This window comes from Nostoc sp. MS1, from assembly GCF_019976755.1.
Lineage (GTDB): Bacteria > Cyanobacteriota > Cyanobacteriia > Cyanobacteriales > Nostocaceae > Trichormus.
Genome location: NZ_AP023441.1, coordinates 4,684,591 through 4,711,042, shown reverse-complemented (window position 1 = coordinate 4,711,042; position 26,452 = coordinate 4,684,591). Strand labels below are relative to the sequence as shown.

Genomic DNA, 26,452 nt, shown 5'->3' with positions numbered 1-26,452 from the left:
GTAGACAGACGCTACCGCGAACGTCTATATCGGCGGTTAATTATTAATAACTTGGGAGTTTTGCAAGAAATCTATTTTTTTTGTAAAAGGTAGGTATAGCATTGAAGAGTGAAAAACAAACACTACCAATAAATCAAATTATTTTAGGAGATTGCATAACACTATTAAAAAATTTGCCAGATGAATGTGTTGATTTGATTATATCTTCACCTCCGTACAATTTAGGTAAGGAATACGAAGCAAGACAAGCTCTTGATATTTATTTAGAAGAACAAAAAATTGTACTGCGAGAGTGCAGCCGTATTCTAAAAAAAACAGGTTCACTATTTTGGCAGATAGGCGCTTTTTCTGATAAAGGTACAATTATACCTCTTGATGTCCGCTTTTTCCCAATATTAGAATCATTGGGTTTGTTGCCTAGAAATCGAATTATCTGGGCTAGACAGCATGGACTTCATGCTCAAAAGAAATTTTCTTGTAGACACGAGACAATTCTTTGGTTTACTAAAACAAATGAATATACATTCAACTTAGATACCATAAGGGTTCCGCAAAAATATCAAAATAAAAAACATTATCGAGGGAATCGTAAGGGAGAACTATCATGTAATCCAGATGGTAAAAATCCTGGAGACATTTGGTTATTCCGAAACGTGAAACATAATCATGAGGAACAAACGATACATCCTTGCCAATTTCCAGAAGATTTAGTCGCCAGAATTGTATTAGCTACAACTCAAGCAGGTAATTTAGTTTTTGATCCGTATATGGGATCTGGCACAGTAGCAGTTGTGTGCAAAAACCACAACCGAGACTTTATAGGTACGGAAATAGATTCAAAATATCATCAAGTAGCTCTTCGGCGGCTCAGTGGAAAACCTGATGAAAAAGGCTGTTTTCCAAATCTAAAAACTTTACGAGATTACGTTGAGCTTACAGGTCAGCCAATCGAAAAATTTAGATTTGATTTGCAAGTAGGAGAAAAGGCATCAGATAGAAGTAAGGCAAAAATATATCCTGAAGAGTACCATTTGCAGGAAATGTATGAGCGATTGCTTTATGAGGAAGCAGCTTTTTCAGCTACTTTACAAGGTGAAGATATTCCTGTAGATCCAAATCTCAATGGAAATGGTAAACAAAACTCAGATAAAAGTCAAAAAAATCAACAGATTCAGTTAGAGTTATTCTAATTTTTTGGTTAAATTATTTGAATTTTATAACGCTTACTTCTTGGTCTGCTAGGACTTATTTGACAACTACACTCAATTCGCGTATTAGCGATTCTAGAGTATCTTGTACTTTGATATACAGTATAAATAGCTGATATAGTTACATTTGGCTGCTCAAATAATCCAATAAGTCTAATTGGTACATCAAAGACATTATTTTCAATTAAAGCAGTTAATTGCTGAACAGCTTGTTCATAATAGAGCGTACTATTAGAAGCAGGGAACATTTGAGCTTTTGTAATAATAACTAATAGCTTTGTAGCGTTGCCTGCAAAATGAATACTAGCTTTAAAAAACAGCTCTGAGCGTAATAGATTGTTTAAAAGAAATGGATAGTTAGAAAACTGGCTTTCTAGAATGATACCTGATTTCCCAAAATCAACGTCTTTTCCTAAAAACCTGTATGCTGCTGGAATTAAGATATTACTATGCCATCCTTGCTTGACCAATGAGTTTTTTATATGTTGATTGCTTCCTACTGGATCGAAAATAGGATTACCTTGCTTCTTTGCCTGATCAGAAGGCTTGATATGCAAAGGCATTTGAGTCAGACTACTACTAATTTCGTTCCATTCAGCTTGATATTGTGTGTTGATAATATTATCAGCATCGTTAAAATCTGAAAATTGAATAATAATAATTACTTCTCCTGTGTTTCTTCAAGCAATGTTTTTATAAATGTTTCTGGTTCAATATCAAGAGCTTCCGCTACTTCTAAAAATTCAATTACATCCAAACGGCGTTCACCACGTTCATACTTCGAGACGTATGACTGTGGACGCGAAAGCTTTGTTGATAGCTCAGATTGAGTAAGCCTGGCTACTTGGCGAGCTTTGATTAGTAATTGGCGAAATCGATTGTATCTCTCGGTAAAGACTGATTTAGACACATGAATTTAGTTTATTTTATGCCACACTTCACTTAGCCTCTATGGCTGCTGTCTCAAGTGCTGGAATCAAGGTTTGATTAGTTAGATGTTAAAACCTAATATAGGATTAACCCAAAATCGGTTATTAGTTGATACTGACTAGTAAATATAGTTTTTTTAATATTGAAAAATACGATCGCGCCACAATATAATACCAGCGCGATCGCTTGAGAATCCATGTTTTAACTAACTAGATGCAACTGACTGATAACAGCATTAACTAAATGATGGGTGAGGGGGAGGCTATCAACTACCATTCCCAAACACAACAGCATCATGTAGGAGATAGAGAAGAGAAACAATTCTCTGGCTGTAGTGCGATCCTCTGGGTTATGCAGCAAGCGCCAAGATTTGCGAATGAATATTGCCCCTAAAGATAAGGCGATCGCAGCATAAACAATACCGCTAGAATGCAGAGGATAAACCAACAATAAAGTAGCGGCCACTGTAATCAGTGTGTAGTACCAGATTTGCTTAACTGTTGCCTGATTACCTTCAACTACAGGTAACATAGGGATGCCAACTTTGGCATAGTCATCACGAATCATTAAAGCCAAAGCCCAGAAATGGGGAGGTGTCCATAAAAAGACGATGGCAAAAATTAACCATGCACTCCAGCTGAGTGTACCTGTAACGGCTGCCCAACCAACTAAAGCGGGAATTGCCCCAGCCGCACCACCAATGACAATATTTTGGGTACTATGACGTTTTAACCAATGGGTATAGACCAAAACGTAAAAAATAATGCCTGAGAATGCGAGTAAAGCGGCAAGAAGATTAGCAAATACTGTTAGTAGAGTAAAAGATAGAACGGCAAGAGCGATCGCAAAAATTAGCGCATCACGAGGTTGCACTTTACCGGATGGCATAGGACGATGCCGAGTCCGTTCCATATCATAATCAATATCCCGGTCATAAATGCAGTTAATCGTTTGGGCGCTAGCAGCAGCTAAAGTACCACCAGCCATAGTGACTAACAATAACACAGGGTCTACTTGTCCCTGAGCAGCAATCCACATACTCCCAGCTGTAGTAATCAACAACAACGGAATAATCCGAGGTTTAGTTAGCTGGTAATAGCTTTGAATTACCTGGAGAAACGTTTCGTGGTGGCGACGAGAGACATTAGTCTCAATCATTTTGAGTATAATTCCTTATTTTCAACAACTTAGTTGCAGCCCAACTAATAGCGAGTTGTAAGTAATGGTGGTAACTATCGTGGGAGGGATGAGGGAGAAGAAGGGCTGAGGAAGATGAGGAGGCTGGGGAGGCTGGGAGAGAGAGTTTTTACCTCCCCTACTCCCCCTGCTCTGTTCTTTCCCCACTCCCTCATTGTGTTTGCGTATTTGTAGCGGTTGCTGCTAAACCAACTGGGTAGGTGTTGATTTCCCGGCTGGCTGTCCAGTCGCGGAGGGCAAAAACGGTAAAAGCTACTAAAGTACCGAGCAATGTAGCTCCTATCGCTTGGTGAGACACGGTTAGGGGTTCGACTTGCAGGTGGAGACGGAAAGTGGCAAATCCCACGAGGATTTGCAGAATTAACAATCCTCCCGCCATATTAGCTAATCGTCGCAAAGCAGGATGTAACGCTGGTGTCCGCCAGGAAATTAAAACCACTGCCAAGGTTGCTACTGTGGGCGGTACTAAGCCAAAGATGTGGGTGTACATCACGCCGCAAAGTTGAGAACCTGCGAAGCATTGATGTAGCGCCCAGCGAGAGCCGACTAATGCACCTAAAAGACTTTGTACATAAACTAAAATCGCAGCGACTAAACCCACCCAAGGCAGCTTACCGACGTTACCTGTGCCTTGATAGGGAGTGAGAGCGATGCCGATGATTAGTAGAGTAGTGAAAAACAGCAGTGCTGTTCCCAAGTGGGCGGTAACGATATCAAATCGTAATAATTGGGTGACAGTGAGTCCTCCCAGGATGCCTTGAAAGACGATGAGGAATAGGGCAAAAGTTGATGCCCAAGGCAGCCAGGAAGGTAAATTACGCCGATGCCACCAGGATAAACCAAATAAGGCGATCGCACTGATGCCAATCAAAGCTGCATCTAGTCGGTGAAACCATTCCAAGAAAACTTGTAAATTCATTTGCTTGGCTGGCACTAGTTCGCCGTAGCAGAGGGGCCAGTCTGGACAAGCAAGCCCAGCATTCATCACGCGGGTGGCAGAACCTATAGCCATGAGAATCAAGGTGGCTATAGCCATCTTCCACACCAAGCCCCGAATCATATCCTTGGGCTTTCGTTGCTCTGCTACCGTTTCATTTTGTTGTTCTAGAACAAATTCACTCATTAACAATACCTTCTGCCCGCCCTTGGTAGAGCTGCTTAAATTTCTTTTTTTCAATACCGACCCATCTCCACCCTAGCTTATACAACTGGATTTATTGATGGCGTTTACTTATTACTTTTAACTACTACATTGCTTGTTTGCCTCAAGCCTTAGGTATTTTTTAAGTTGTCATAAATGGTTTAGACTTTATTAATTTTCAATTGCTAAATTTTCCTTAAATTTTTCTAATTATTGGCATCTACTCTGGGAAGTATCTAATAAATCTCTTTTACTCAAAATTCCTAATGTAGTCGAAAAAATTAATAAAGATTTCAGACCATTCGGCTCCATATTTAATAGCCTAGATTACCTTAGTAAGTGAGATGCTTCAAAATAAAGTAACCAATTCAATTGAGTGAGCCGTGAAAATTCCAAGTTCAATCTGGACATTACTAATAGGCATCGGGCTAACCCTGGCAAGCCTTTGGTATGGTCAAAATCATGGATTATTACCAGTTGCTGCTTCTGATGAAGCCGATTTAGTTGACGGTCTTTTTAATACGATGATGACCGTTTCTACAGGTATATTTTTGCTTGTTGAAGGTGTATTAATTTACTGTGCAATTAAATATCGTCGGCGGGCTGGTGATAATGAAGACGGCCCCCCAGTCGAGGGTAATGTCCCATTAGAAATACTCTGGACAGCGATCCCCGCAATTATAGTTATCGGTATTTCTGTCTATAGCTTTGAAGTTTATAATGACATCGGTGGCTTTGATCCCCACGCAGTCCACGAAGCGCCAATAACTCAGAGTTCCATGACAATGCCTGGGGCGGCGATCGCAGCTACTCTCAACGATACTCCCCCCAACACTACGCCTAACCGCAATCAAGAAAAATCTGATGAGGCGATGCAAGACCCAGCCACAGCCGCAGTCCGCAACGCCGACCAAATCCCCCAGAAACAAGATGCTCCCGGTGTCGGTAGTGTTGCTCCCACCCTTGGCACAAGTCCTGATAAAGTCGGTCAAGCACCTGGACTAAAAGTCAATGTTACAGGGCTACAATACGCTTGGATTTTCACTTATCCAGAAACAGGCATAACCACTGGCGAACTGCACGTTCCTATTGGGCGCGAGGTGGAAATCAATATGACAGCCAACGATGTCATCCATGCCTTTTGGGTTCCTGAATTTCGTCTCAAACAAGACGCGATCCCCGGTAGACAAAGTGAAATCCGCTTCACCCCAAACAAAGCTGGTGACTATACTCTTATCTGTGCCGAACTCTGCGGCCCCTACCACGGCGCGATGAGAACTCAGGTAGTAGTGGAACCTGAAGAAGCATTTAACAAATGGATGCAGGAACAGGTAGCAGCTAACACAGAAACCCTCAATCAAGCCGTAGCTGTTAATCCCGCAAACCTCACTCCTGACGAATTTCTCGCTCCTTATACGAAGGAATTGGGAATCAAACCCGAAATGTTACACCACATGCACAAATAGTTTTTAGTCCAAAGTCCATAGTCCAAAGTCCACAGCTATAACCAATGACTAATGACTATTGACTAATGACTATTGACTAATGACTATTGACAAATAACTATGACACAAGCCCAGTTACAAGAAACAGCCAATATCCCCGCTCGTATTGACGAGCCTGGGGAAAGACATTGGCGAGACTACTTTAGTTTTAATACCGACCATAAGGTGATCGGGATTCAATACCTTGTCACCTCGTTCATTTTTTACTGCATTGGCGGCGTGATGGCTGACTTGGTGCGTACAGAACTACGCACGCCAGAAGTTGACTTTGTTACGCCGGAAGTTTACAACAGCTTATTTACACTGCACGCCACAATCATGATTTTCTTGTGGATTGTGCCGGCTGGTGCGGGATTTGCTAACTATCTCATTCCCCTGATGATTGGGGCTAAAGATATGGCATTTCCTAGATTAAATGCTGTAGCTTTTTGGATGATTCCCCCGGCTGGACTGTTGCTGATTTCTAGTTTAGTTGTAGGGGATGCACCTGATGCAGGCTGGACTTCCTACCCTCCTTTGAGCTTGGTAACAGGACAAGTAGGTGAGGCGATCTGGATTATCAGTGTCCTGCTGTTGGGTACGTCATCGATTTTGGGGGCGATTAATTTCCTCGTCACCATTTATAAGATGCGTATCCCCAGTATGGGATTCCATCAAATGCCTTTGTTCTGCTGGGCTATGTTTGCTACTTCCGCACTGGTTTTACTTTCTACACCAGTGTTAGCCGCAGGTTTGATTCTGCTGGCTTTTGACTTGTTGGCAGGGACGACATTTTTCAATCCTACAGGTGGCGGCGACCCGGTGGTTTACCAGCATATGTTCTGGTTTTACTCCCACCCGGCGGTTTATATCATGATTTTGCCCTTCTTTGGGACAATATCTGAGATTATCCCGGTACATTCGCGCAAACCGATTTTTGGTTATAAAGCGATCGCCTACTCATCCTTAGCCATCAGTTTCTTAGGGTTAATCGTCTGGGCGCACCACATGTTTACCAGTGGTATCCCTGGTTGGTTGCGGATGTTCTTCATGATCACAACGATGATCATCGCCGTACCCACAGGGATCAAAATTTTTAGCTGGTTGGGTACGATGTGGGGCGGTAAAATCCAGTTCAACCCCCCTATGCTATTTGCGATGGGCTTCGTCGGTACATTCGTAATAGGTGGTGTCAGTGGTGTAATGTTGGCAGCCGTGCCTTTTGATATCCACGTCCATGATACCTATTTTGTCGTTGCTCACCTGCACTACGTCTTATTTGGTGGTAGCGTACTGGGTATTTTCGCCGCCATTTATCATTGGTTCCCGAAAATGACGGGACGGATGATGAATGAATTTTGGGGTAATGTTCACTTTGTCTTAACTATTGTTGGTCTAAACATGGCATTCCTACCCATGCACAAGCTAGGCATGATGGGGATGAACCGCCGTGTTGCTCAATACGACCCCAAATTTACATTTTTGAATGAAATTTGCACATACGGGGCTTACATCCTGGCAGTTTCCACTTTCCCCTTCATCTTCAATGCAATTTGGAGTTGGTTGTACGGTGAGAAAGCTGGCAATAATCCTTGGCGCGGACTTACCCTAGAGTGGATGACCACCTCACCACCAGCGATTGAGAATTTTGATGCACTTCCAGTCTTAGTTACAGGCCCTTATGATTACGGTTTGGAAAAGGCTAAAGAAGGTGTACCCTTATCCGATCCTAATCCAGTTTTATCTGGCGGCCCCAACTCAGTGCTAAGGGCTGCCCCTGATGAGCCATACCCCACCATAGAGGGTAGAGGCTAGGGCTTGTTTTCAAAGTCTTATGATCCCCCCCTCCCTTCAAAAGGGGGGAAATTTAGCTCAAAGTCCCCCTTTTGAAGGGGGATTTAGGGGGATCTAAAAGGTCAAGTGGCACAACGAATAGTTGGAAAACACCCCCTAGAGGTTAGTAACTCAATCTAATCCCCATTCCCCACTCACAATTTTTAAGATTCATGCAAAGTCAAACTATTGACCCAGCGAAAACGCAACTAAATCACCACCACGCCGCCGAAGCATCTGGTCATCATGAAGAACATCCAGATCATCGGCTATTTGGATTATTTGTCTTCCTTGTCGCAGAGGGAATGATATTCTTGGGCTTGTTCGGAGCTTATCTCGCTTTCCGTTCAACTTTACCCGTATGGCCGCCAGCAGGTACACCAGAGTTAGAATTGTTGCTTCCTGGTGTAAACACCGTCAATCTAATTGCTAGTAGCTTTGTCATGCACAATGCTGATACAGCAATTAAGAAGAATGATACTAAGGGTATGCGTACTTGGCTGGCAATTACTGCGGCAATGGGTGCAATATTCTTGGTTGGTCAGGTGTATGAATATACACATTTAGAATTTGGACTAACTACTAATTTATTTGCCAGTGCCTTTTATGTATTGACTGGTTTTCACGGTTTGCACGTAACCATCGGCGTTTTAGCGATTTTGGCTGTACTGTGGCGATCGCGTACTCCTGGTCACTATAGCAAGGAAAAACGCTTTGGTATCGAAGCTGCGGAAATATACTGGCACTTCGTAGACGTAATCTGGATTATTTTATTCGGATTACTGTACATACTGTAGGTATTACTTATATAGTTGTTCACTCCACGCGGACAACATAACAATTCAGCCCCCCTCTGGGGGTTTTTTTGTGTGTGTCTGTTGACTGTTGACTATGGACTAATAACTAATGACATTTAGCTTTAATTCGGTTTTATATCTAATCTCAGGAAATAAATAATAAATTTATTTGCAGATTCTTAAGCATGATGAAGCGGTTAAAACTATTTTTTTTGTTAGCTATCATTATCACTATTGGCTTTGTTATTTCATTTAGATTTATAGGAACAGCCACAGCACAGCAGCCATCTATTTCCCACCCTCTGACAGCTTTGACTGAGACAGAAATTAAAACGGCTGTTGCTTTGATTAAAAAGGAAAAGGCTTTAACTGATATGGCGGCTTTTCCCTTAATTGCTTTGGCGGAACCTAATAAACAAGAAGTTATAAATTTTACACAAGGTCAACCATTCGAGCGTAAGGCTTTTTTGGTAGTGTATGAGCGATCGCAAAATAAAACATATGAGGCTATTGTTGACCTGAAAACGCAAAAAATCGTCTCCTGGCAAGAAAAGCCCAATGTCCAACCAGCTATTTTCAACGCAGAGTATAGGTTAGCACGGCAGGTAGTCACCTCAGATCCCCGATGGCAGGAAGCTATGAAGAAGCGGGGAATTAAGGATTTTGACAAAGTGGTAGTTAGTTGCTGGGGAGCAGGAATTTTAAGTCAAGAAGAAGAAGCCACGGGTAGCCGTTTGTGTCGGACTTTATTATTTTATAGCGGCGAAAGCTGGAATCATTACGGTAGTCCCATCGAGGGAGTAATAGCAACAGTTGATTTGAATAAAGGTAAAGTCACCAATTTTATTGATCAAGGTATAGTTCCCATCTCCAAAGAGAATTGGGACTATGATTTACAATCTTTGGGTAAATTACTTGCACCGCCGAAATTTCTGCAAATCTTGCAACCAAAAGGCAAGAGTTTCCAAATCAAAGGCAATGAAATAAGCTGGCAAGGTTGGAAGTTTCGTTATCTCATGCACCCGCGCGATGGGTTGGTACTGTATCAAGTAACTTACAAAGATGGTGAAAATATCCGACCAATATTGTATCGCGGTAGCTTGTCGGAAATGGTAGTACCTTACGGCGACCCTGATCCAACTTGGTCATTTAGGAATGCCTTTGATGTAGGTGAATATAACCTGGGTTTGTTAGCCAGCACAATGGAGTTAGGTAAAGAAGTTCCCCAAAATGGGGTATTACTTGATGCCGTATTTGCCAATGAAGACGGAGAACCCTATACTATGTCTGGGGTTGTCGGTATTTACGAACGCGATAACGGCATACTCTGGAAACATTATGAATATAAAACTCAACGCAACGATGTACGGCGTAACCGAGAGTTAGTCATTACCATCACGGCTGCGGTTGATAACTATGATTACGGCATTAACTGGATTTTCCACCAAGATGGGACTTTAGAAGTAGAGAATGACTTAACAGGTATTGTCTTAGCACAAGGAACCCAGGCACAAACCCAATCTAAAGATGATGCTTATGGAAGGTTGTTAGCTAAAAACCTTTTTGGTGTCAATCATCAGCACTTCTTTAACTATCGCTTAGATATGGATGTTGACGGACAAGCTAATAATGTGATGGAGATGAATGTGCAAAGCTTGCCGATGGGTAAGGATAACCCAATAGGCAATGCAATAACAGTGCAAGATACGTCACTCAATACTGAAAAAGCGGCTGTGCGTGATTTGGATATCAAACACAGTCGAGAATGGATGATAGCCAGTGCAGAGAAAAAGAATGCTTTAGGAGTTGCGCCTGCATATATGCTGATGTCAGGAGGTAACACAGTATTTTTCCCGGTGGAGGGTGCAAAGATTAGGCAGAAGGCGGAGTTTGCAACTCATCATGTGTGGGTAACTAAATACAAAGCTGGTGAATTATATGCTGGTGGTGATTATCCCAACCAAGCGACATCAGCAAAAGGTTTACCCGAATATATTGCCGATGATGAATCTTTGATTAATCAAGATGTGGTTTTGTGGTACACGATGGGTATTACTCATGTACCCAAGCCAGAAGATTGGCCTGTGATGCCTGTTCACAAACTTGGGTTTAAACTATCTCCCAGAGGCTTTTTCACTCGTAACCCAGCAATTAATTTAGGTGAGTAATTGCTAACCATGTTGTAGAGACGTTGCCATGCAATGTCTCTATCATTACTAATCACTCAAAATACATAACTTAAAAAAATCCTATTTTGCGTTCTTCTTTGCGCCTCTGCGCCTTTGCGTGAGCTTTAAAACAATATAGTCATCTACACCAAAGTATTTATGCAAGAGGTTTAATGTTTTTAAACGCAGAGGAAAGCGCAGAGTAATTTGAGTTAGATGTAGTTTAGAATTAAATTGCTATCAAGAAAACTAGATTGTAAAGAAAGTTTTTGATAGTTCTACCAAGCAGGAAAATTGTAAAAAAGTTATTCCCGGCTCATTATATGCCTTCACCTACTATTTCCACAATCATCAAGATGGTTGAGTCTCTGCCTGATGAATTGCAAGAGCTTGTTGCAGAGCATCTTCGTGAGTTTATTGCCGATTTAGAAGATGAAGCACGATGGGAGTCTTCCTTTCAAAAAACGCAGGGTAGTCTCATTGCAGCAGCGCGGCGCGCCAAACAAGAAATTGCCGAGGGTCAGTCTGTGCCAATGGATTATGAACAATTATGAAGTCGGCAACGCTGCCATCATTTTGGAATGAGTATCGGCAACTGAGCAATCCTGTAAAAGAGGCAGCACGTAAAGCATATCAGCTTTGGGCAGAGAATCCATTTCATCCATCGTTACATTTTAAATGTATCAACAGTGATGAGGCAATTTGGGCGGTTCGTGTAACACGCAGCTATCGCGCTCTGGGAATTGTTGAAGGTGATACAGTTACGTGGTTTTGGATAGGCAGTCATGATGATTATGAGCGATTCTACTCATGAGTTGCCAGCAGTTTTGATATTTAATAAGTAGGTTGGGTTGAGGTAAGGAAACCTAATCTACTTGAGCTAGAGCTTTTATTTAAAAAAATAAATCCTGTATATTTTAAATTAAATTACTATGACAACCAATTTACTGATGAAATTGTCACATTTATCTAATAGTTTACCATTAGATGCTGCTGTCCGCATTGAATTAGTAGAAGGAGTGCCGATATTTTGAGCTTCCAGTTTAGTACAAGGGCGAATTGAAGCATTATTAATTAAGCAAAAAGAATCTACACTTAGTTCAGAGGAAGTAAAAGAATTAGATGAATATGAAGAATTAGATGATTATCTGAGTTTAGTAAATCGGATGATTAGAAATTCATCACTAACTCAAAACCAAGTTGAATAATATGGAATTTGGGTGTGTCTGCAAATCGTTATATTACTGAAGCTACTCAAAATCAATATCAGTTATCACCGATCATCACGCTCCATATCACCACAGAAAGAAACAGCGAATTTATAACCAATGCGAAGCCCATAAAGTCTAGCTAATGGTTTTTTTTGACGTAAATAGCGGGCTGATTCTATACCTGTTTTATCAACTGCATATTCACCTGTTTCTATGTCGATAATTACTATTTTACCGATATTTTCTTCTGTCTCTACCTGCTGACGAATGTTATTGTCATATAATGCTTTGGCTCGTTTGCAGACTTCTTCGCTGCTTAAAAGAATGGCTTGCACGCTCTTTCTCCTATATTGCGATTTTGTACTAATGCAACTATTAAAATTAACTGCTGATTTATGTTTATCCTAGCTTATAAGAATTTTTTGTGCGCTTAATTCAGGATTTACAGGATGTTTGAAAAGTCCTTAATAATGTACCAAATACTTTTATATCCACCTAAATCGACCTTTTTAAGGGGTATTTTAAGAAGTTTTCCTCGCTTAAAAAGGGGGGTTTAAAATTAAAATATCCATAGCCACCAGGCGGAATCCAACGCTATAGCTACGAACCGCGTTCGCAAGCCTATTTCTATTGGCAGAACGACAATTCCAAGTAATATTGTTCCAACTACCGCCACGTAGTAGCTTTACGTTATTATCTTTACCAGTTAGCCACGCACTACCATCTATAGGTGCGCTTTGGTAACTCTCATTATAGACATCTTGACACCATTCCCATATATTGCCACACATATCGTATAAACCGAAAGCGTTAGGTGGAAAATTCCCTACATCTGTTGTTTGCTGACGATATTTACCTTTGGGTGTAGCACCATAAGGTAAATTACTGTCGTAGTTAATTAAATCTGTGGTAATGGTTTCACCAAAATAAAACGGTGTGCTTGTTCCTGCACGACAAGCATATTCCCATTCGGCTTCGCTAGGTAAGCTGTAGGTTTTTTTTGCCTTCTGACTCAATCTTTTGCAAAACTTGACCGCATCATCCCAACTGACTGTTTCTACAGGTCGCTTTTCACCTTTAAAATAAGCAGGATTTGTCCCCATAATTGCTTGATACTGTGCTTGGGTAACTGCATATTTTCCTATGAAGAAACCGGGAACTGTAACCCGATGCTGGGGACTTTCATTTGTGCCCCGTCCCGCTTCCCCTTCCGGTGAACCCATTGTAAATGTTCCCCCTGGTATCTTTACCATTTCCAAGGTGACACCATTCCCTAAGTCTTGGACAAAATATTTTGCTTCCTGATTGCGGCGGTTAGTAATATTTCCTCTTGCATCTATTGTCACCGTTTCAAATTGAAAGGTTTGTAAGTTATCAGTAGAAACCGAAGAGGGGGTATTAAAAATTCTTAGTGGTGCTTGTCCTCGTTGTGGTGGTTTAATTGCTTGTAACGCTTCCTCGGCTGAAAAATATCTATCCCGAAAGTCATAAGCCACCATCTTATTTAAAATATCTGCCAGTTTTTTGCTGACCTTTGCCCAATTGAGCCAAATTACCTCGCCATTAGTAGGATCTTTTGGTAGTTCGTGGGGTTGGATTCCTGTCAAGGCAGAAATTGCTAACATCCCTACTGCATAGACATCGCTGCATAGCTTTGGTTGTCCAACTGCTTGTTCACTTGGCATATAACCATGTGTGCCAATGACAACACTAACACTGGTTTGACCTTGGCTATTTACCATCAAAGTATTAATTTCTTTCACTGCACCAAAGTCAATCAGGACTATCTTGCTGTCTTGATGGCGACGCATGATATTCTGCGGTTTGATGTCGCGGTGGATGATGTTCTTTTTGTGAACTACTGCTAATATTGCTAGGATTTCTTGTAATAGCTTCGTAACTTCTTGCTCGGTTAACTTTTTACCGGGTATGATTTCTTTGCTTAAGTCTGCCCCATCTACAAATTCTTGGACTAGATAAAATTCGCCTTGTTCTTCAAAGTGGGCAAGTAGTCTGGGTATTTGGTCGCTATCATTGCCTAACCGATATAAAACTTGGGCTTCGCTGTCAAATAATCTTCTAACTACTTGTAATACGGCGGGGTCAAGGTTGGGTTTGAGGTGTTTAACTACACATTTGGGTTGATTAGGTAAGTCTAAATCTACTGCTAAATAGGTGTCGCCAAATCCCCCACTACCCAGGATGTAGATAATTTTATAGCGGTTACGCAGAATAACACCAGGCGTTAGCATATTTTAAGCTTGGAGGTGGGGAATCTGATATATTCTGGCAAATTTCCTGGGGTTAAGCAAGTGATTTCTGACACAGATGAATACCGGGTGTTAGCTGAGAGTCAAGCTTTCACATTACCAAAAGGGCGATCAGGACAGTAAATTTCATGCGAATCGCTTGAGAAAATCCGCTTACGTATAGTTGACTGTTGACTGTTGATATGGACTAATGACTAATGACTTCTGATACTATTTTGTGTAATTTCCTGCTGACCAGGAAAAATAATTGTATGGAAATCAAGTACAAGTACTTTGATACAAAAGAGGAGTGACATGGGACTTAGTGATGGACTCTTGAACCCAGCGAAAAAGGCTTTGGTTGTAGATGATTGCTGCCGTATGATAGATGGACAGCTTGCTTCTAAGTCAGGTCTAAGTGGAATGGCCTTAAAAACTGCCTTTGCAGCCTTAAAGGGAATCAAGCCTGGATATATCCCCAATGTAGTAGAACAACTCCTACCACAGTGCTTTGAAGCGCTTGATCCTATATGGAGTGAGGGTGTACAGAAAGGCGACCCCGTGGGGCATTTAGTTGAGAATCGTTCTCGCACAGCTGACGCATTACTCAGCATCACCGATGCCAGAGTTAAAGACTCAAAACGCCAGCTTGTGCGGGGAACTTATGATAAATTTCGTGGTTCAGCCAAGCAACACGTAGAGGAAGCTGTACCAGATTTCGCTCAGGTAATTGAGAGATACGCTAAGGCTTAATACCAAGTTCGGCTAATTACTGATAATATGCTTGCTTTATTTAGTAATAGGTAATGGCAAATTGGTAATTGTTTTAGATCAATTACCAATTACCAATTTTAAAATCTGCTTTGAAACTCAACTACTGCACGACTATCATCTTCTAAATTAGTTGAAGCACGTACACGGAATTTATCATTGATGCGGTAATTAATCCCCCACTGGAAGGGGTCATTTGCTGTTAAGATTTTAATACTAGAAATAGATAATTTGTTAGAAATATCTACGCCAGCTTCGGCTGCTAATTCTATACTGGAACTGTTTCTACCACTGTTGTTACTGGCATCTGGGTTATCAGAAATAACGGTGGGGAATACTCTGAGTTCACTTAAACCAAAAGCATTACCAATTTGGTTAAAGGCAGATTGAAAGTTACCGAAAACTGCTGAACCAGCAATATTAATTAAACCTAATGTACTATCTCCTCGTCCTTGAGTATCGACAAATCCACCACCTAAAAGCGCTACTAATTCAGTTTGACTACGTGATGGACTACTTCTCAATTCCAAAGTTTCATTAAGTCTACTGGCTGGGCCTTTAATATTGGCTTCAACTCGCACAGTTTCTAAAGCACCCAAACCTACTGCATTATTTCGGTTTAAATCATTGCTGGGGATAACCTCTAGCACTTTAGCCAGTAACTGGATATCTAAATCTGGATCACGGGGTTGATTGGCTCTAAAAGTGGCGGTATGCTCATAGCCACGAGCCAAGTTAAACTGAGTTGTAAATAAATTTACCCCACCTTTTGTTAATTGGATTGTACCCACAGGGATGGGGTCGGCAAAAGAACCGTTAACTCTCAGATTACCTTTAGCGGTGAAACTGAGCAGGGGTGGACGGGTAATTTGGACATTATTACCTAATTCCAGTTCTAGATTACTAAAACTAGTATTGGCATTGGGGCTGGTTTTGGTATTCTGTTTATCAAATTTTGTTAGGGAGATACTAGAAACTGTATTTGCAGGTTGATTATCCCTAGATTCTGCAAGTAATACCTGACCATCATATAAATTTACCTTACCGCCAATTTTGGGGTTGAGGGCAGAACCAGTAATTTGGAGGTTGCCACTAGCACCACCTTGATACAAGCCTTTGAGGTTTAATTTTAATTGGTCAAGGTTGACTGTAAGGGGATTGTTTTCAGCTAGGCGATCGCTATTAAAAATAGGAATCTCTCCAGATGCTTGCACCTGTCCACGGCTAAATTTGCCTTGCAGACTGTCTACTAAAATTTGGTCAAAATTAAACAGCACCTTACCTGTCACATTTTGGATTTTTTCTGGTAGAGCTTGAGCCGAGAATGTGGCATCTTTAACAGTGGCAATACCATTGACTTCCGGTTGCTGTCTAGTTCCCCGTACCGTTAAGTCTACCTCACCCTGACCTCCTTCAAAAGCTACCTGATTGGTTAACAGGTTTAACAGTGCTAGTCCCTCATTCTCAACTTTGACATCCAAACTAATATTCTCACTCTCAGGTGGGACGGAGGCAAAAGGCAACTGATAAGGAATACTACCTGTAATATTCACAGGTTTCGGCCCAGCAATGGCTACCGTACTACCGAAGTTTAAACGAGCATTGCTATAACTGAAACTAGCTATGGCTGATTCGATGGGTTTCTGGTTGAGTGTGCCATCGGTGATTTGCCATTCTCCTTTGGCTTGGGGGTTAGCAGGACTACCAGCCAAAGCTGCTGAACCACTGAGTTTTCCTGTGATGCCAATTGGCAGGTTAACAAAGTTGTTGAGTAACTCTATGGGGAAATTATTAACCCGTAGTTGACCAGATTGTTCATTCCCACCAATATTACCTGTGAAAGCTAATAGACTATTATCCTGTAATTCAATGCGTACAGGTCGTAATTGCAAAACGCCATTGGCAAAACTACCTTCAGCAATGATATTTTCGGCACGGTAAAAACGGTTTTGTTCATTTTCCTTACCCCAGGTGAAGTTCTGCCCTTTTAAATTGAATTGTGCTGCTAAACCGTTGGCAGTGGTATTGTCTACAGCCACTTCTGCGTTAAAGGTTCCGCGCAAATCTGCTAATTCTGGTATGGGCGAAGCATTCCGTTCTTGTTCACGCTTATCATTTAAGGCGTTAATTTCGGAAAAACGGTCAATTTGATCGTATAAAGGCTGGTTAGGAAGACCTTGAGGATAGGTTTTGAGATCCGATGCACTGCCATAGCTAGGTTCAGCGCCATTAGGCTGAAAATCTTGCAAGTCAAATATTTGCGCTACTGTGAGTACATCTTGAATTTCCCCTTGAGAAACGTTCAGTTTACCTTGGATGCGGGGGCCTTGAGGAGTTTGCCCAAAGCTACCAGCTAAGACATAACGACTTTTGCCTTTGGTAAATTCACTATTAGAGATTGTGGCAGTACCATTACCGTAGCGGAACTGGGCAGCTAAACTATTGCCTTTAAGTCTGCCAATTTCTGGATTAGCGATCGCAATATTTCCTGTACTAGCAAAGGTACGTGGGTTAAACTGCAAATTCCCTGTAGCTACCCCAGCTACTTTACCAGAACCCAAACGCAGATTTGGCGGTGGCGACAAGTTCAAAATTTGTAGGGGGAAGTTAGCAACCTTCACAGCCCAATCATCACCCCGTACTTGACCTGATGCTAATGCTTCTCGCCATTGTACCAGGAAGGATTGGGGGCGATTATTCCTATCTAAATTGAGAGCTAGGCGATCGCTTTTTCCTGCTAAATTAAAATTCAAGCCCTGTCCTGGGGCTGACTGAATATAGCCAGTTAACAATGGTTCAAAAGCAATATTTTCTACTACTAAGTCTTTGAGGAGAAATTGCCCGTTGACGTTGGGTTGGGGTAATCTACCTGTTACCTGACCGTTAAAATCTACCCTACCCGCGACAGCAACCTGATTTGGTAAGGTGAAGGGTAACTGTTGCAGGTTAAAGTCCTGGGCTTGGACGTTGAGATTAAGGGCGGTAATTGTGGGGATACCTGGTCTATTGGCATTGGCAAGGATATTACCACTAACACTTAAACCTGGGGCTGTAGCTTGTTGGATAGTTAACCTTTCACCATTCCAGGCGATCGCAGCATTCAAAGGACGCTCAACACCTGGAAGCCCTTGTGATAATTGTACCTGACCAGCCGCACGCACATCAGCTAGTCGCGTCGAACCCAAATTACCCGCTAGTTGCAATTGACCGCCAAACAAACCCCGCAACCGTTGATTAAACTGGTTTAACTGCACACCAGCCGCCGCCACTACAGCCTGATAACTACCTTTGGCTAGTTGGATATTCGACGCATTAATTACACCTCCACCTGCTATATTTAATTGCCCTTGACCCCTAGCTTGGATGCTTTGGGGGTTGAAGGAGGTAAGAGAACCAGCAACATTTAATTGCCCAGTCAAGTTACCCTGCAATTGGGGTGGTACAGTAGCTAAACGTTGCACAGGTATGTTATTCGCTTGGACTTGCGCCTGATAGTTACCGTTAGCTAATCGGATATTGGTAGCGGTAATCGTACCATTACCAATATCTAACCGTCCTTGCCCACTACCTTGAATTGATTTGGGACTAAAAGATGTTGCAGAACCCGCTAAATTTAATTGCCCAGTTAAATTACCTTGCAACTGTGGTGGTACGGTGGCTAAACGTTGCACGGGTACGTTATTCGCCTGGACTTGCGCCTGATAGTTACCGTTAGCTAATTGGATATTAGTAGCGGTAATCGTACCACTACCAATATCCAGCCGTCCTTGACCGCTTGCTTGGATAGTTTTGGGGCTGAAGGATGCAGTAGAACCAGCTACATTGAATTGCCCAGTCAAATTACCCTGAAATTTGGGAGGTACAGCAGCTAAACGTTGTATAGGTACGTTATTTGCTTGCAATTGCGCCTGATAACGACCATTCGCTAATTGAATATTGGCGGCTGTGATAGTACCACTGCCTACATTTAAACGCCCTTGACCGCTTGCTTGAATTGATTGGGGACTGAAGGACTCAGTAGAACCAGTCACAGCAAACTTCCCTGTTAAATTGCCTTGGAACTGACGCGGTAAGGTTGTCAGGCGTTGTACAGGTACATTATTTGCTTGGACTTGTGCCTGATACACTCCATTCGCTAATTGAATATTTGAGGCGCTAACATTTCCCTTACCCACACTCAAACGGGCATCACCCACAGCTTGTAAGGTTTTCAGACTAAAGTTTTCTCTATTCCCTGCCACTTGGAATGTTCCAGCGATGGGATTAGCCAAAGCTGGCGGCGCATTTTTTAAGATACGTGCCAGTTTGACATTACTGGCAACCAACTTAGCAGCGAAGGCTTTATCTTGCAGTTGAATGTTGGAGACGGCAACTGTCCCACCGCCAATTTGTACCCCTGCGCCTTGTGTGCGAATACTGGCAACTTGAAAGGGTGTAGCCGTACCCGACAGAATTAAACGTCCGTTAAATTGCGCCCCAGCTAAGGAGATATTTTGTAGCTGATTTTGGTTAACAAAAGGTGTTAAACTCACACGACTAGCTTGGGCTACAGCTTGCCAACGTTCATTAGCAAAACTGCCATAACCCTGTACCGTACCACCACCGACACTCAGAGTAACATTACGGAAGTTAAAATTACGATTAGCACTGACAATTACTTCACCAGTTGCGGGATAAGCTGCTTGAGGGGCTGTAAAGTTGACAAAAGTTTTTACATTTGTCGGCACACCTATGACTTGGGCGGTAGCGGCGACAGTACCAATTTTAACAGAGGTATTTGTATTGTAGAGTTTGGCGATCGCATCCCCAGCTATATTCCTCGCTGTAAGACTCAAATTCACTTGCGGATTTTCCCCAAGCAAGACTTTACCGCCACCTGTAACCACTCCGCCTACCGTAGTTTTCCCTTGAATATCGCTTAAAGTAACTAAGCGTTCCTGTGGCGAAAACTCAAATTTACTACTAACACTTTGAAAATCAACTTTATCAATCCGAGCAGTATTTATCGTACTGACTGTACCTGAAAGAATGGGATTATTTGCTGCACCGACTACTTGCAAGTTAGCTTGCAATTGTCCAGCTACGGGGAAAGGCAGTTTGAGCTTAAGTGTTTTTTGAGCATCAGCAACACTCACTGCATTAACACGCCCTGTTAAACTAAAGCCTGCTTGAGTATCGATAATTCCCGCCGCAACTACAGGAATGCTGCCGTAGTTGGTAAAAATATTCTCTAATTTTACTTCCGTTCCTTGAAAGTAAAGATTGCCTTGAGTATTGTTAAACGCCTGTGGTGTACGGGGAATGTACAGTGTTACCTTTTGCAAATCAGCACTGCCGTACAATAAAGCCTTTTCGCCTGGTGTAAACTGGATGCGCAAATCGCCATTAACTCTACCCGTCTCTAAACGTAGAGGTATCTTCACTAAGCGAGTAACATCAGCAGCTAACAATTCCTGCCCTCGCAACTGCATATTAGTCGCAATCGTTTTAAGACGCATTAGTCCCTCAACGTCTATTTTGCCGCCACTATCAGCTATACCTATGGCTTTGAAATTAATTAGCTGGTTTTTTTCTAGTAATTTAGCAGAGCCATTTACTTGTGAGTAACCTATGGGGGGTAGAGGTGATGGGAGAGATGAGGGAGATGAGGGAGATTTAGCTTGTACATTTCCTACTCCCGGCTCCCCACTTCCCACTGCTAAAGTCCTTACTTGGGGCAATAGCATCAACTTACCATTGCGGAAATAAATATTATCTAAATCGGTTTTAATCGCTGCCTGTTGACTTGGTGGCGCTATCTTCGTAGTCAGCCAGCGTCCTCTCTCATCTTGCTCAACGTAAACATCAGGATTAATTAAAGTTACATTTAGTTTTAGCTGGCGATTAAACACTAACAGCAATGGATTAAAATCTACTTCCACAGCATCGACTTTTACCTTATCTGGATCTGTGGGTGTGGCGGGGATAGATGAAGCCGCAAACTGTACGCCTGTCAGAGAAAAGCCCGTAACTCTCCCCAGTTTTACCGGACGGTTGAGGGTTGTAGTCAGACTCTCTTGCGCTAATGGTGTTAACTCTTTTTGTACAAAAGTCCTTAATCGCCAAATCCCCCCCATCAAAGCGACGATTAACAGTCCGCCTATGGCAATACCACCGCGAGTCAAAATCAGCAACCATAGATTCCTACGAAGGATTTTTGGGCTGGGGTTTTGCTTAGAAGACTTAATCATATCTTTATTTTTTATTGCTGGAGGTGGTTGGCGCACTGCTAGCACTATTTGGCATCTGTCTGTAGTATGCCAATACCAGGATACAAAGCAATATGAATTTTTGGCATTCGGATCAACTCGGTGAGTGAAATTAACTAGAGAGTGGGGAGATGAGGAAGCAGGGGAAAATAACCTGGGACTGTGGACTATAGACTATGGACTATGGACTAATGACTAATCTTGGTAAAGTGAAATTATTGCTGTGACTTTCCCAGGTACACGGTCTAGAAGTTTAATTAATTAATAGACCTCCGAACATAAGGATAAATGATTACGCCAATGCGGGTTTTTGTTTTAATTTTTAACGCTAATACGGAAAACGAAGGTATTCATACGGTTCGTGTGGCCGATGCCTCCGGCGGCAAGCTACGCAATAAAATTCTCATGTTTGAATCTCAAGATGATGCTGTTCGTTTTGCCCTGATGTTGGAAGCCCAAGACTTCCCTACTCCCACGGTAGAAGCAATTGACGCTGAGGAAATTAAGGCGTTTTGTGAAAGTGCTGGTTATGATTGGGAGTTTATTCCTGAAAACAGCGACTTAATACTTCCCCCGGAAATTAATGTGGAAGATACTGACTGGCAACCTGATGGTCAGTATGATGACGAGGATACTGACGACGAAATTTTCGAGGCTGACCAAGTACCACCGGCACAAGAAACTGAATTTTCTGCTGCTGAATTAGAGAAGATTCGGCGCAAACTGGAAGGATTGTTGTAACTTAGTCGTTTAGTTATTAGTCATTAGTCATTAGTCATTAGTCAAGAATTAAACTATCGGCTAGAGGTTAGGATTTTTGACTAAACTACTTCATGGCACTTAACATCAAATACATGGCAAATTTGCAGGAACGCGGGCATTTACTGACGGAACAAGTCAATCCACTCAGCCTGAACTTAGACCAACTCAGTGCTTTAGAGTTGGTGGAGTTGTTTAATAATGAAGACCAAAAGGCAGTGGCGGCGGTGGCGGCGGCTAAGGCAGAGATTGCTGAGGCTATTGAACGAACAGCTGATCGCTTGCGTCAGGGAGGACGCTTGTTTTACATTGGTGCTGGTACAAGTGGTAGGTTAGGCGTATTAGATGCTGCTGAGTGTCCACCAACTTTTTGTACACCACCAGAGTTGGTGCAAGGAATTATTGCTGGTGGGGCTGGCGCACTTATACGTAGTTCTGAGGATTTAGAAGACCGTGCGGAAGATGGCGACGCGGCGATCGCACAACGTCATATCACCCAACTTGATGTCGTCGTCGGGATTACGGCTGGTGGAACTACTCCTTTTGTTCACGGTGCAATTAACGCCGCTCGTCAACGCGGAGCCTTGACAATTTTCATCGCTTGTGTACCTGTAGAGCAAGTAGATTTTACGGCTGATATTGATATTCGTTTGTTAACAGGGCCAGAAATATTGGCAGGTTCCACTCGTCTTAAAGCTGGTACTGTCACCAAACTAACTTTAAATATTTTATCTACTGGCGTAATGGTCAAACTGGGTAAAGTTTATGGCAATCGCATGGTGGATGTAGCAGTCACAAATCAAAAATTACGCGATCGCGCTTTACGCATTTTACAAGACCTCACTGGGCTAAGTCGGGAAGCAGCAGGTTACTTGTTAGAACGTAGTGGTAAGTGGGTAAAACTGGCGCTTGTTATGCACTGGACAGGCTTAGATAAAGACGCAGGTAATCAACTTTTATCAGACCATCAAGGAAATCTTCGAGAAGCTGTTGCTAGTTATAAAAACCAAAATAATTCGTAATTTTTTGAAGAGTAAGTAACTACACACAACAACAAATGTGTTTGTGGTCAAAAATCTATATCAATAAACCTTGACAGGTAATCTATTGTAATCTACCAACCTTTCTGATAAAAAGTTGGTAGATTATTATTTAGAGCAAAAAAGTAATTATTAATTTTTGTAAAACTTTTGGTGTTGAAAATTCAAAGTCAATAATCAACACTCAACTAACCTAACGAGTAATGATGTGATTTAAAAGCATAAAAATCGAAACCATCTATTGACAATTTATCAAACCCTCACTCAGTGGTAATTACGAATTACGAATTACAAATTTTACCTACTATGCCATTTGATTTGTCGCCCCTGTGGATATCACTCAAAACATCTTTACTTGCCACATTCATCACCTTCTTTTTAGGAATTGCTGCTGCATATTGGATGCTGAGTTATCGGGGCAAGGGCAAATCATTGATTGAGGGTATCTTTGTCGCACCTTTGATTTTACCACCTACAGTTGTCGGCTTTTTGCTACTGCTGTTTTTTGGGAAAAATGGCCCAGTCGGCAAACTAATGCAGCCTTTTGACTTGACTATAGTTTTTACATGGTATGGGGCAGCGATCGCAGCGACAGTTGTTTCTTTTCCCCTGATGTATAAAACTGCTCTGGGAGCTTTTGAACAAATTGATAGTAATTTGCTACGGGTAGCGAGAACCCTTGGAGCAAACGAATTAATTATCTTTTGGCGTATCAGTTTACCTTTGGCATTCCCAGGAATTGTAGCTGCGACAACTTTAGCTTTTGCCCGTGCTTTGGGTGAATTTGGTGCAACCTTGATGCTGGCGGGTAATATCCCTGGACAAACGCAAACAATCCCAATGGCGATTTATTTCGCTGTAGAAGCAGGGGCAACTGACGAGGCATGGTTTTGGTCGATTGTGATTATGGCTATTTCCTTATCGGGGATTTTAGCTGTTAACTTTTGGCAAGAATTAAGGGCTAACAGGGGGCAAGGGAAACAAGAGAGTAGGAGAGCAGGAGAGCAGGGGAGCAAGGGAGCAGGGGATGAGGTGGCTTTGTTATCTGAGTCGGCTTCTGGGGCGGAATTGTTGGTGGATATTGAAAAGTGCCTGCCGAGTTTTCATTTAAAAGTGGCTTTTACTACTGATGAGCAACCTTTGGGGTTGTTGGGTGGTTCAGGCGCAGGTAAAAGTATGATTTTGCGGTGTATTGCGGGGATTGAAACACCGACAAAAGGGCGGATAGTATTGAATGGTAGGGTATTGTTTGATGCAGAACAGGGAATTAACTTACCCAGTCGCGATCGCCGCATTGGTTTTTTGGTACAGAACTATGCCTTATTTCCCCACATGACGGTGGCACAAAACATTGCTTTTGGCTTACCTAAAGGCCTATCAACTAACAGTATACGAATGCAGGTAGAACAGCAACTTGTGGCCATGCAGTTACAGGGATTAGGCGATCGCTATCCGCACCAACTTTCTGGCGGACAACAACAAAGGGTAGCATTAGCTAGGGCATTAGCTAGTCAACCAGAAGCTTTACTTTTGGATGAGCCATTTTCTGCCCTTGATACCCACCTGCGTAGTCAATTAGAACAGCAAATGACCCAAACCTTGGCAGAGTATCAAGGCGCTTCTTTATTCGTCACCCATAACATGGAAGAAGCCTACCGCATTTGCCCGAATTTATTAGTGTTAGAAGATGGTAGCCCAGTGCATTATGGTTCTAAATATGACATTTTTGAGCATCCTGCTACTGTAAGTGTTGCTCAAATTACCGGATGTAAAAATTTTTCTAGTGCAGTTATCCATTCAACACAAGAGATAGAAGCCATTGATTGGGGTTGCAAACTCAAAGTGATAGAACCTATTCCAAAAGGACTATCTCATGTCGGTATTCGCGCCCATCAAATTACTTTTACCAAGAATATCAACCAAGAGAATACCTTTCCCTGTTGGTTAACGCAAACAAGTGAAACTCCCCACCGGATGACACTATTTTTAAAACTTCATTCCCCAGCAAATAGCTCCCAAGATTATTATTTACAAGCAGAAGTATTTAAGGAAAAATGGCTAACTATTAAAGACCAACAATTTCCTTGGTACGTGCATCTAGATCCTCTAAGCTTGATGTTAATGAAGACAATGGCATCTGAATAATAAATTCTGCTCCTCTCCCCGGTTGGGAAACACACTCTAATCTACCTCCATGATGATGAGTAATAATTTGGTAGCTGATAGATAATCCCAGTCCAATTCCTTGCCCTACTGGTTTTGTGGTAAAGAACGGCTCAAATAAATGCGCTCTATTTTCTTCAGTAATACCGGGGCCGTTGTCTTTAATACTAATTTGTACCCAATCTTGATCTACTCTTTGGGTAGATATTGTAATGATACCAACATGATTTTCTAATTCTGAAATATCTACATTTGCATTTTCTTGTTGTAAAACATCAATCGCATTATTAATAATATTCATAAAAACTTGGTTTAATTGCCCTGGTTCGCATTTCACCAACGGCAATTTACTGTAATTTTTGACAATTTTAATTTGAGAATTTCCTATTTTAGATTTGAGCCTATACTGGAGTAATAATATAGTACTATCAATCCCATCATGAATATTTACAGCTTTTACTTTAGCTTCATCAAAGCGGGAAAAATTACGTAATGCTAATACAATTTTGCGAATACGGTCTGCTCCTGCCTGCATAGATGATAAAAGTTTTGGCAGGTCTTGGATAGTAAAATCCAGGTCAGATTCCGCTACTGAACTAGCTATTTCATTATCTACTTGGGGGTAAATTCTTTGGTAAAGTTGAATTATATCTACAAGAGATTCACCATATTCACGAACATGCGGGAGGTTAGCATAGATAAAATTAATCGGATTATTAATTTCATGAGCCACACCTGCAACAACTTGCCCAAGTCCAGAAATTTTTTCTGCTAATAACAGTTTGGGTGCTTGCTGAAGTTGCTGCATAGTTTGTTCTAGCTTTTGAGTTCTTTGTTTTAAATAATTTTCTGAATTTCGTAACTCCTTTTCTATAATCGCCCGTTTAGATATTTCTTTAGATAAAGGAAGATAGCAGAAAAAATATAACGATGGCGTAATCATTAATGTTAAAAGAGTGGCATCCAACAATGTCTCGACTATATCTGGAATCTTTGGTAAAACCAGAAAAGACAGCATGATAAATGACTCAGCAAAGAATACAGAAACTGCAATTCTGCTGAAGAAAAACCAGGGAGATTTTTGCATTTTAACTAATTAGATACACGTATCAGAGTGACTTAATGTATGTAGTTTGGTTACTCTTGATATTAAAAAGCTTAGTTTAGCTATTATGCTTTGTTTTGACTGGTTTAAGCAATTAATCAATTTAATCTTTAAAAATACTAAATTTTGATAAAGACTAGCCCTATCA

19 protein-coding genes are annotated in these 26,452 nt (G+C 41.7%); 11 read left to right on the top strand and 8 right to left on the bottom strand.

The window, feature by feature from the left end:
* Positions 1–101 precede the first annotated feature (101 nt).
* The gene (locus NSMS1_RS20400; protein WP_224086580.1) at positions 102–1,190 is read left to right on the top strand and encodes a DNA-methyltransferase; all 1,089 of its coding nucleotides are present in this window, start codon (positions 102–104) and stop codon (positions 1,188–1,190) included.
* An 8-nt stretch (positions 1,191–1,198) separates the two neighbouring features.
* Here NSMS1_RS20400 and NSMS1_RS20395 read toward each other — a convergent pair whose 3' ends face one another.
* From NSMS1_RS20395 to NSMS1_RS20380, 4 genes are all read right to left on the bottom strand, one after another.
* The gene (locus NSMS1_RS20395; protein ID WP_411908693.1) at positions 1,199–1,825 is read right to left on the bottom strand and encodes a restriction endonuclease; all 627 of its coding nucleotides are present in this window, start codon (positions 1,823–1,825) and stop codon (positions 1,199–1,201) included.
* Between the two features lie 44 nt (positions 1,826–1,869).
* Positions 1,870–2,118: a multiprotein-bridging factor 1 family protein gene (locus tag NSMS1_RS20390; RefSeq protein ID WP_224086578.1), complete on the bottom strand. Its 249-nt coding sequence runs from the start codon at positions 2,116–2,118 to the stop codon at positions 1,870–1,872.
* A gap of 221 nt (positions 2,119–2,339) precedes the next feature.
* Positions 2,340–3,296: a heme o synthase gene (locus tag NSMS1_RS20385; protein ID WP_224086577.1), complete on the bottom strand. Its 957-nt coding sequence runs from the start codon at positions 3,294–3,296 to the stop codon at positions 2,340–2,342.
* A 190-nt stretch (positions 3,297–3,486) separates the two neighbouring features.
* Positions 3,487–4,458 (bottom strand): COX15/CtaA family protein, encoded by a 972-nt coding sequence (locus NSMS1_RS20380; RefSeq protein ID WP_224086576.1) that lies wholly within the window; start codon positions 4,456–4,458, stop codon positions 3,487–3,489.
* 401 nt (positions 4,459–4,859) lie between these two features.
* Here NSMS1_RS20380 and NSMS1_RS20375 point away from each other — a divergent pair, with 401 nt between their 5' ends.
* The 6 genes from NSMS1_RS20375 (at position 4,860) to NSMS1_RS20350 (ending at position 11,572) form a co-directional block, all read left to right on the top strand.
* Positions 4,860–5,942, top strand: a complete 1,083-nt coding sequence (locus NSMS1_RS20375; protein WP_224086575.1) for a cytochrome c oxidase subunit II — start codon at positions 4,860–4,862, stop codon at positions 5,940–5,942.
* A 99-nt stretch (positions 5,943–6,041) separates the two neighbouring features.
* The gene (gene ctaD / locus NSMS1_RS20370) at positions 6,042–7,775 is read left to right on the top strand and encodes a cytochrome c oxidase subunit I (protein ID WP_224086574.1); all 1,734 of its coding nucleotides are present in this window, start codon (positions 6,042–6,044) and stop codon (positions 7,773–7,775) included.
* Between the two features lie 191 nt (positions 7,776–7,966).
* Positions 7,967–8,590 carry a heme-copper oxidase subunit III gene (locus tag NSMS1_RS20365; RefSeq protein WP_224086573.1) on the top strand — a complete coding sequence of 208 codons (624 nt, stop codon included), beginning with the start codon at positions 7,967–7,969 and terminating at the stop codon, positions 8,588–8,590.
* 185 nt (positions 8,591–8,775) lie between these two features.
* On the top strand, positions 8,776–10,758 hold the full coding sequence (locus NSMS1_RS20360) for a primary-amine oxidase (protein ID WP_224086572.1): 1,983 nt from the start codon (positions 8,776–8,778) through the stop codon (positions 10,756–10,758).
* 323 nt (positions 10,759–11,081) lie between these two features.
* A complete protein-coding gene (locus NSMS1_RS20355) occupies positions 11,082–11,312 on the top strand; it encodes a hypothetical protein (protein ID WP_224086571.1) in 231 nt (76 codons plus the stop codon).
* Entirely contained in the window at positions 11,309–11,572 is a 264-nt protein-coding gene (locus NSMS1_RS20350) for a hypothetical protein (RefSeq protein ID WP_224086570.1), read from the top strand. The genes NSMS1_RS20355 and NSMS1_RS20350 overlap by 4 nt, the downstream gene beginning before the upstream one ends.
* Before the next feature lie 459 nt (positions 11,573–12,031).
* Here the strand turns inward: NSMS1_RS20350 and NSMS1_RS20340 are convergent, their stop codons facing one another.
* Together NSMS1_RS20340 and NSMS1_RS20335 are read right to left on the bottom strand one after the other, a co-directional pair.
* Positions 12,032–12,304, bottom strand: coding sequence for a hypothetical protein (locus NSMS1_RS20340; RefSeq protein ID WP_224086569.1), 273 nt, complete (start codon positions 12,302–12,304; stop codon positions 12,032–12,034).
* A gap of 204 nt (positions 12,305–12,508) precedes the next feature.
* A complete protein-coding gene (locus tag NSMS1_RS20335) occupies positions 12,509–14,221 on the bottom strand; it encodes a bifunctional serine/threonine-protein kinase/formylglycine-generating enzyme family protein (protein ID WP_224086568.1) in 1,713 nt (570 codons plus the stop codon).
* A gap of 312 nt (positions 14,222–14,533) precedes the next feature.
* On the opposite strand from NSMS1_RS20335, the gene NSMS1_RS20330 reads away from it, so the two are divergent.
* Positions 14,534–14,971 carry a DUF6918 family protein gene (locus tag NSMS1_RS20330; RefSeq protein ID WP_224086567.1) on the top strand — a complete coding sequence of 146 codons (438 nt, stop codon included), beginning with the start codon at positions 14,534–14,536 and terminating at the stop codon, positions 14,969–14,971.
* Between the two features lie 98 nt (positions 14,972–15,069).
* On the opposite strand, the gene NSMS1_RS20325 is transcribed toward NSMS1_RS20330, so the two are convergent.
* Positions 15,070–21,219 (bottom strand): translocation/assembly module TamB domain-containing protein, encoded by a 6,150-nt coding sequence (locus NSMS1_RS20325; RefSeq protein ID WP_224086566.1) that lies wholly within the window; start codon positions 21,217–21,219, stop codon positions 15,070–15,072.
* A 306-nt stretch (positions 21,220–21,525) separates the two neighbouring features.
* On the opposite strand from NSMS1_RS20325, the gene NSMS1_RS20320 reads away from it, so the two are divergent.
* The 3 genes from NSMS1_RS20320 to modB all read left to right on the top strand — a co-directional run bounded on the left by NSMS1_RS20320 (position 21,526) and on the right by modB (position 25,181).
* On the top strand, positions 21,526–21,978 hold the full coding sequence (locus tag NSMS1_RS20320) for a DUF3110 domain-containing protein (RefSeq protein WP_224086565.1): 453 nt from the start codon (positions 21,526–21,528) through the stop codon (positions 21,976–21,978).
* Positions 21,979–22,091: 113 nt separating this feature from the next.
* A complete protein-coding gene (murQ, locus tag NSMS1_RS20315; protein ID WP_224095293.1) occupies positions 22,092–23,018 on the top strand; it encodes an N-acetylmuramic acid 6-phosphate etherase in 927 nt (308 codons plus the stop codon).
* A gap of 324 nt (positions 23,019–23,342) precedes the next feature.
* The gene (gene modB / locus NSMS1_RS20310) at positions 23,343–25,181 is read left to right on the top strand and encodes a molybdate ABC transporter permease subunit (RefSeq protein WP_224095292.1); all 1,839 of its coding nucleotides are present in this window, start codon (positions 23,343–23,345) and stop codon (positions 25,179–25,181) included.
* Here the strand turns inward: modB and NSMS1_RS20305 are convergent.
* Entirely contained in the window at positions 25,102–26,286 is a 1,185-nt protein-coding gene (locus tag NSMS1_RS20305; protein ID WP_224086564.1) for a sensor histidine kinase, read from the bottom strand. The genes modB and NSMS1_RS20305 overlap by 80 nt on opposite strands.
* Positions 26,287–26,452: the final 166 nt, after the last annotated feature.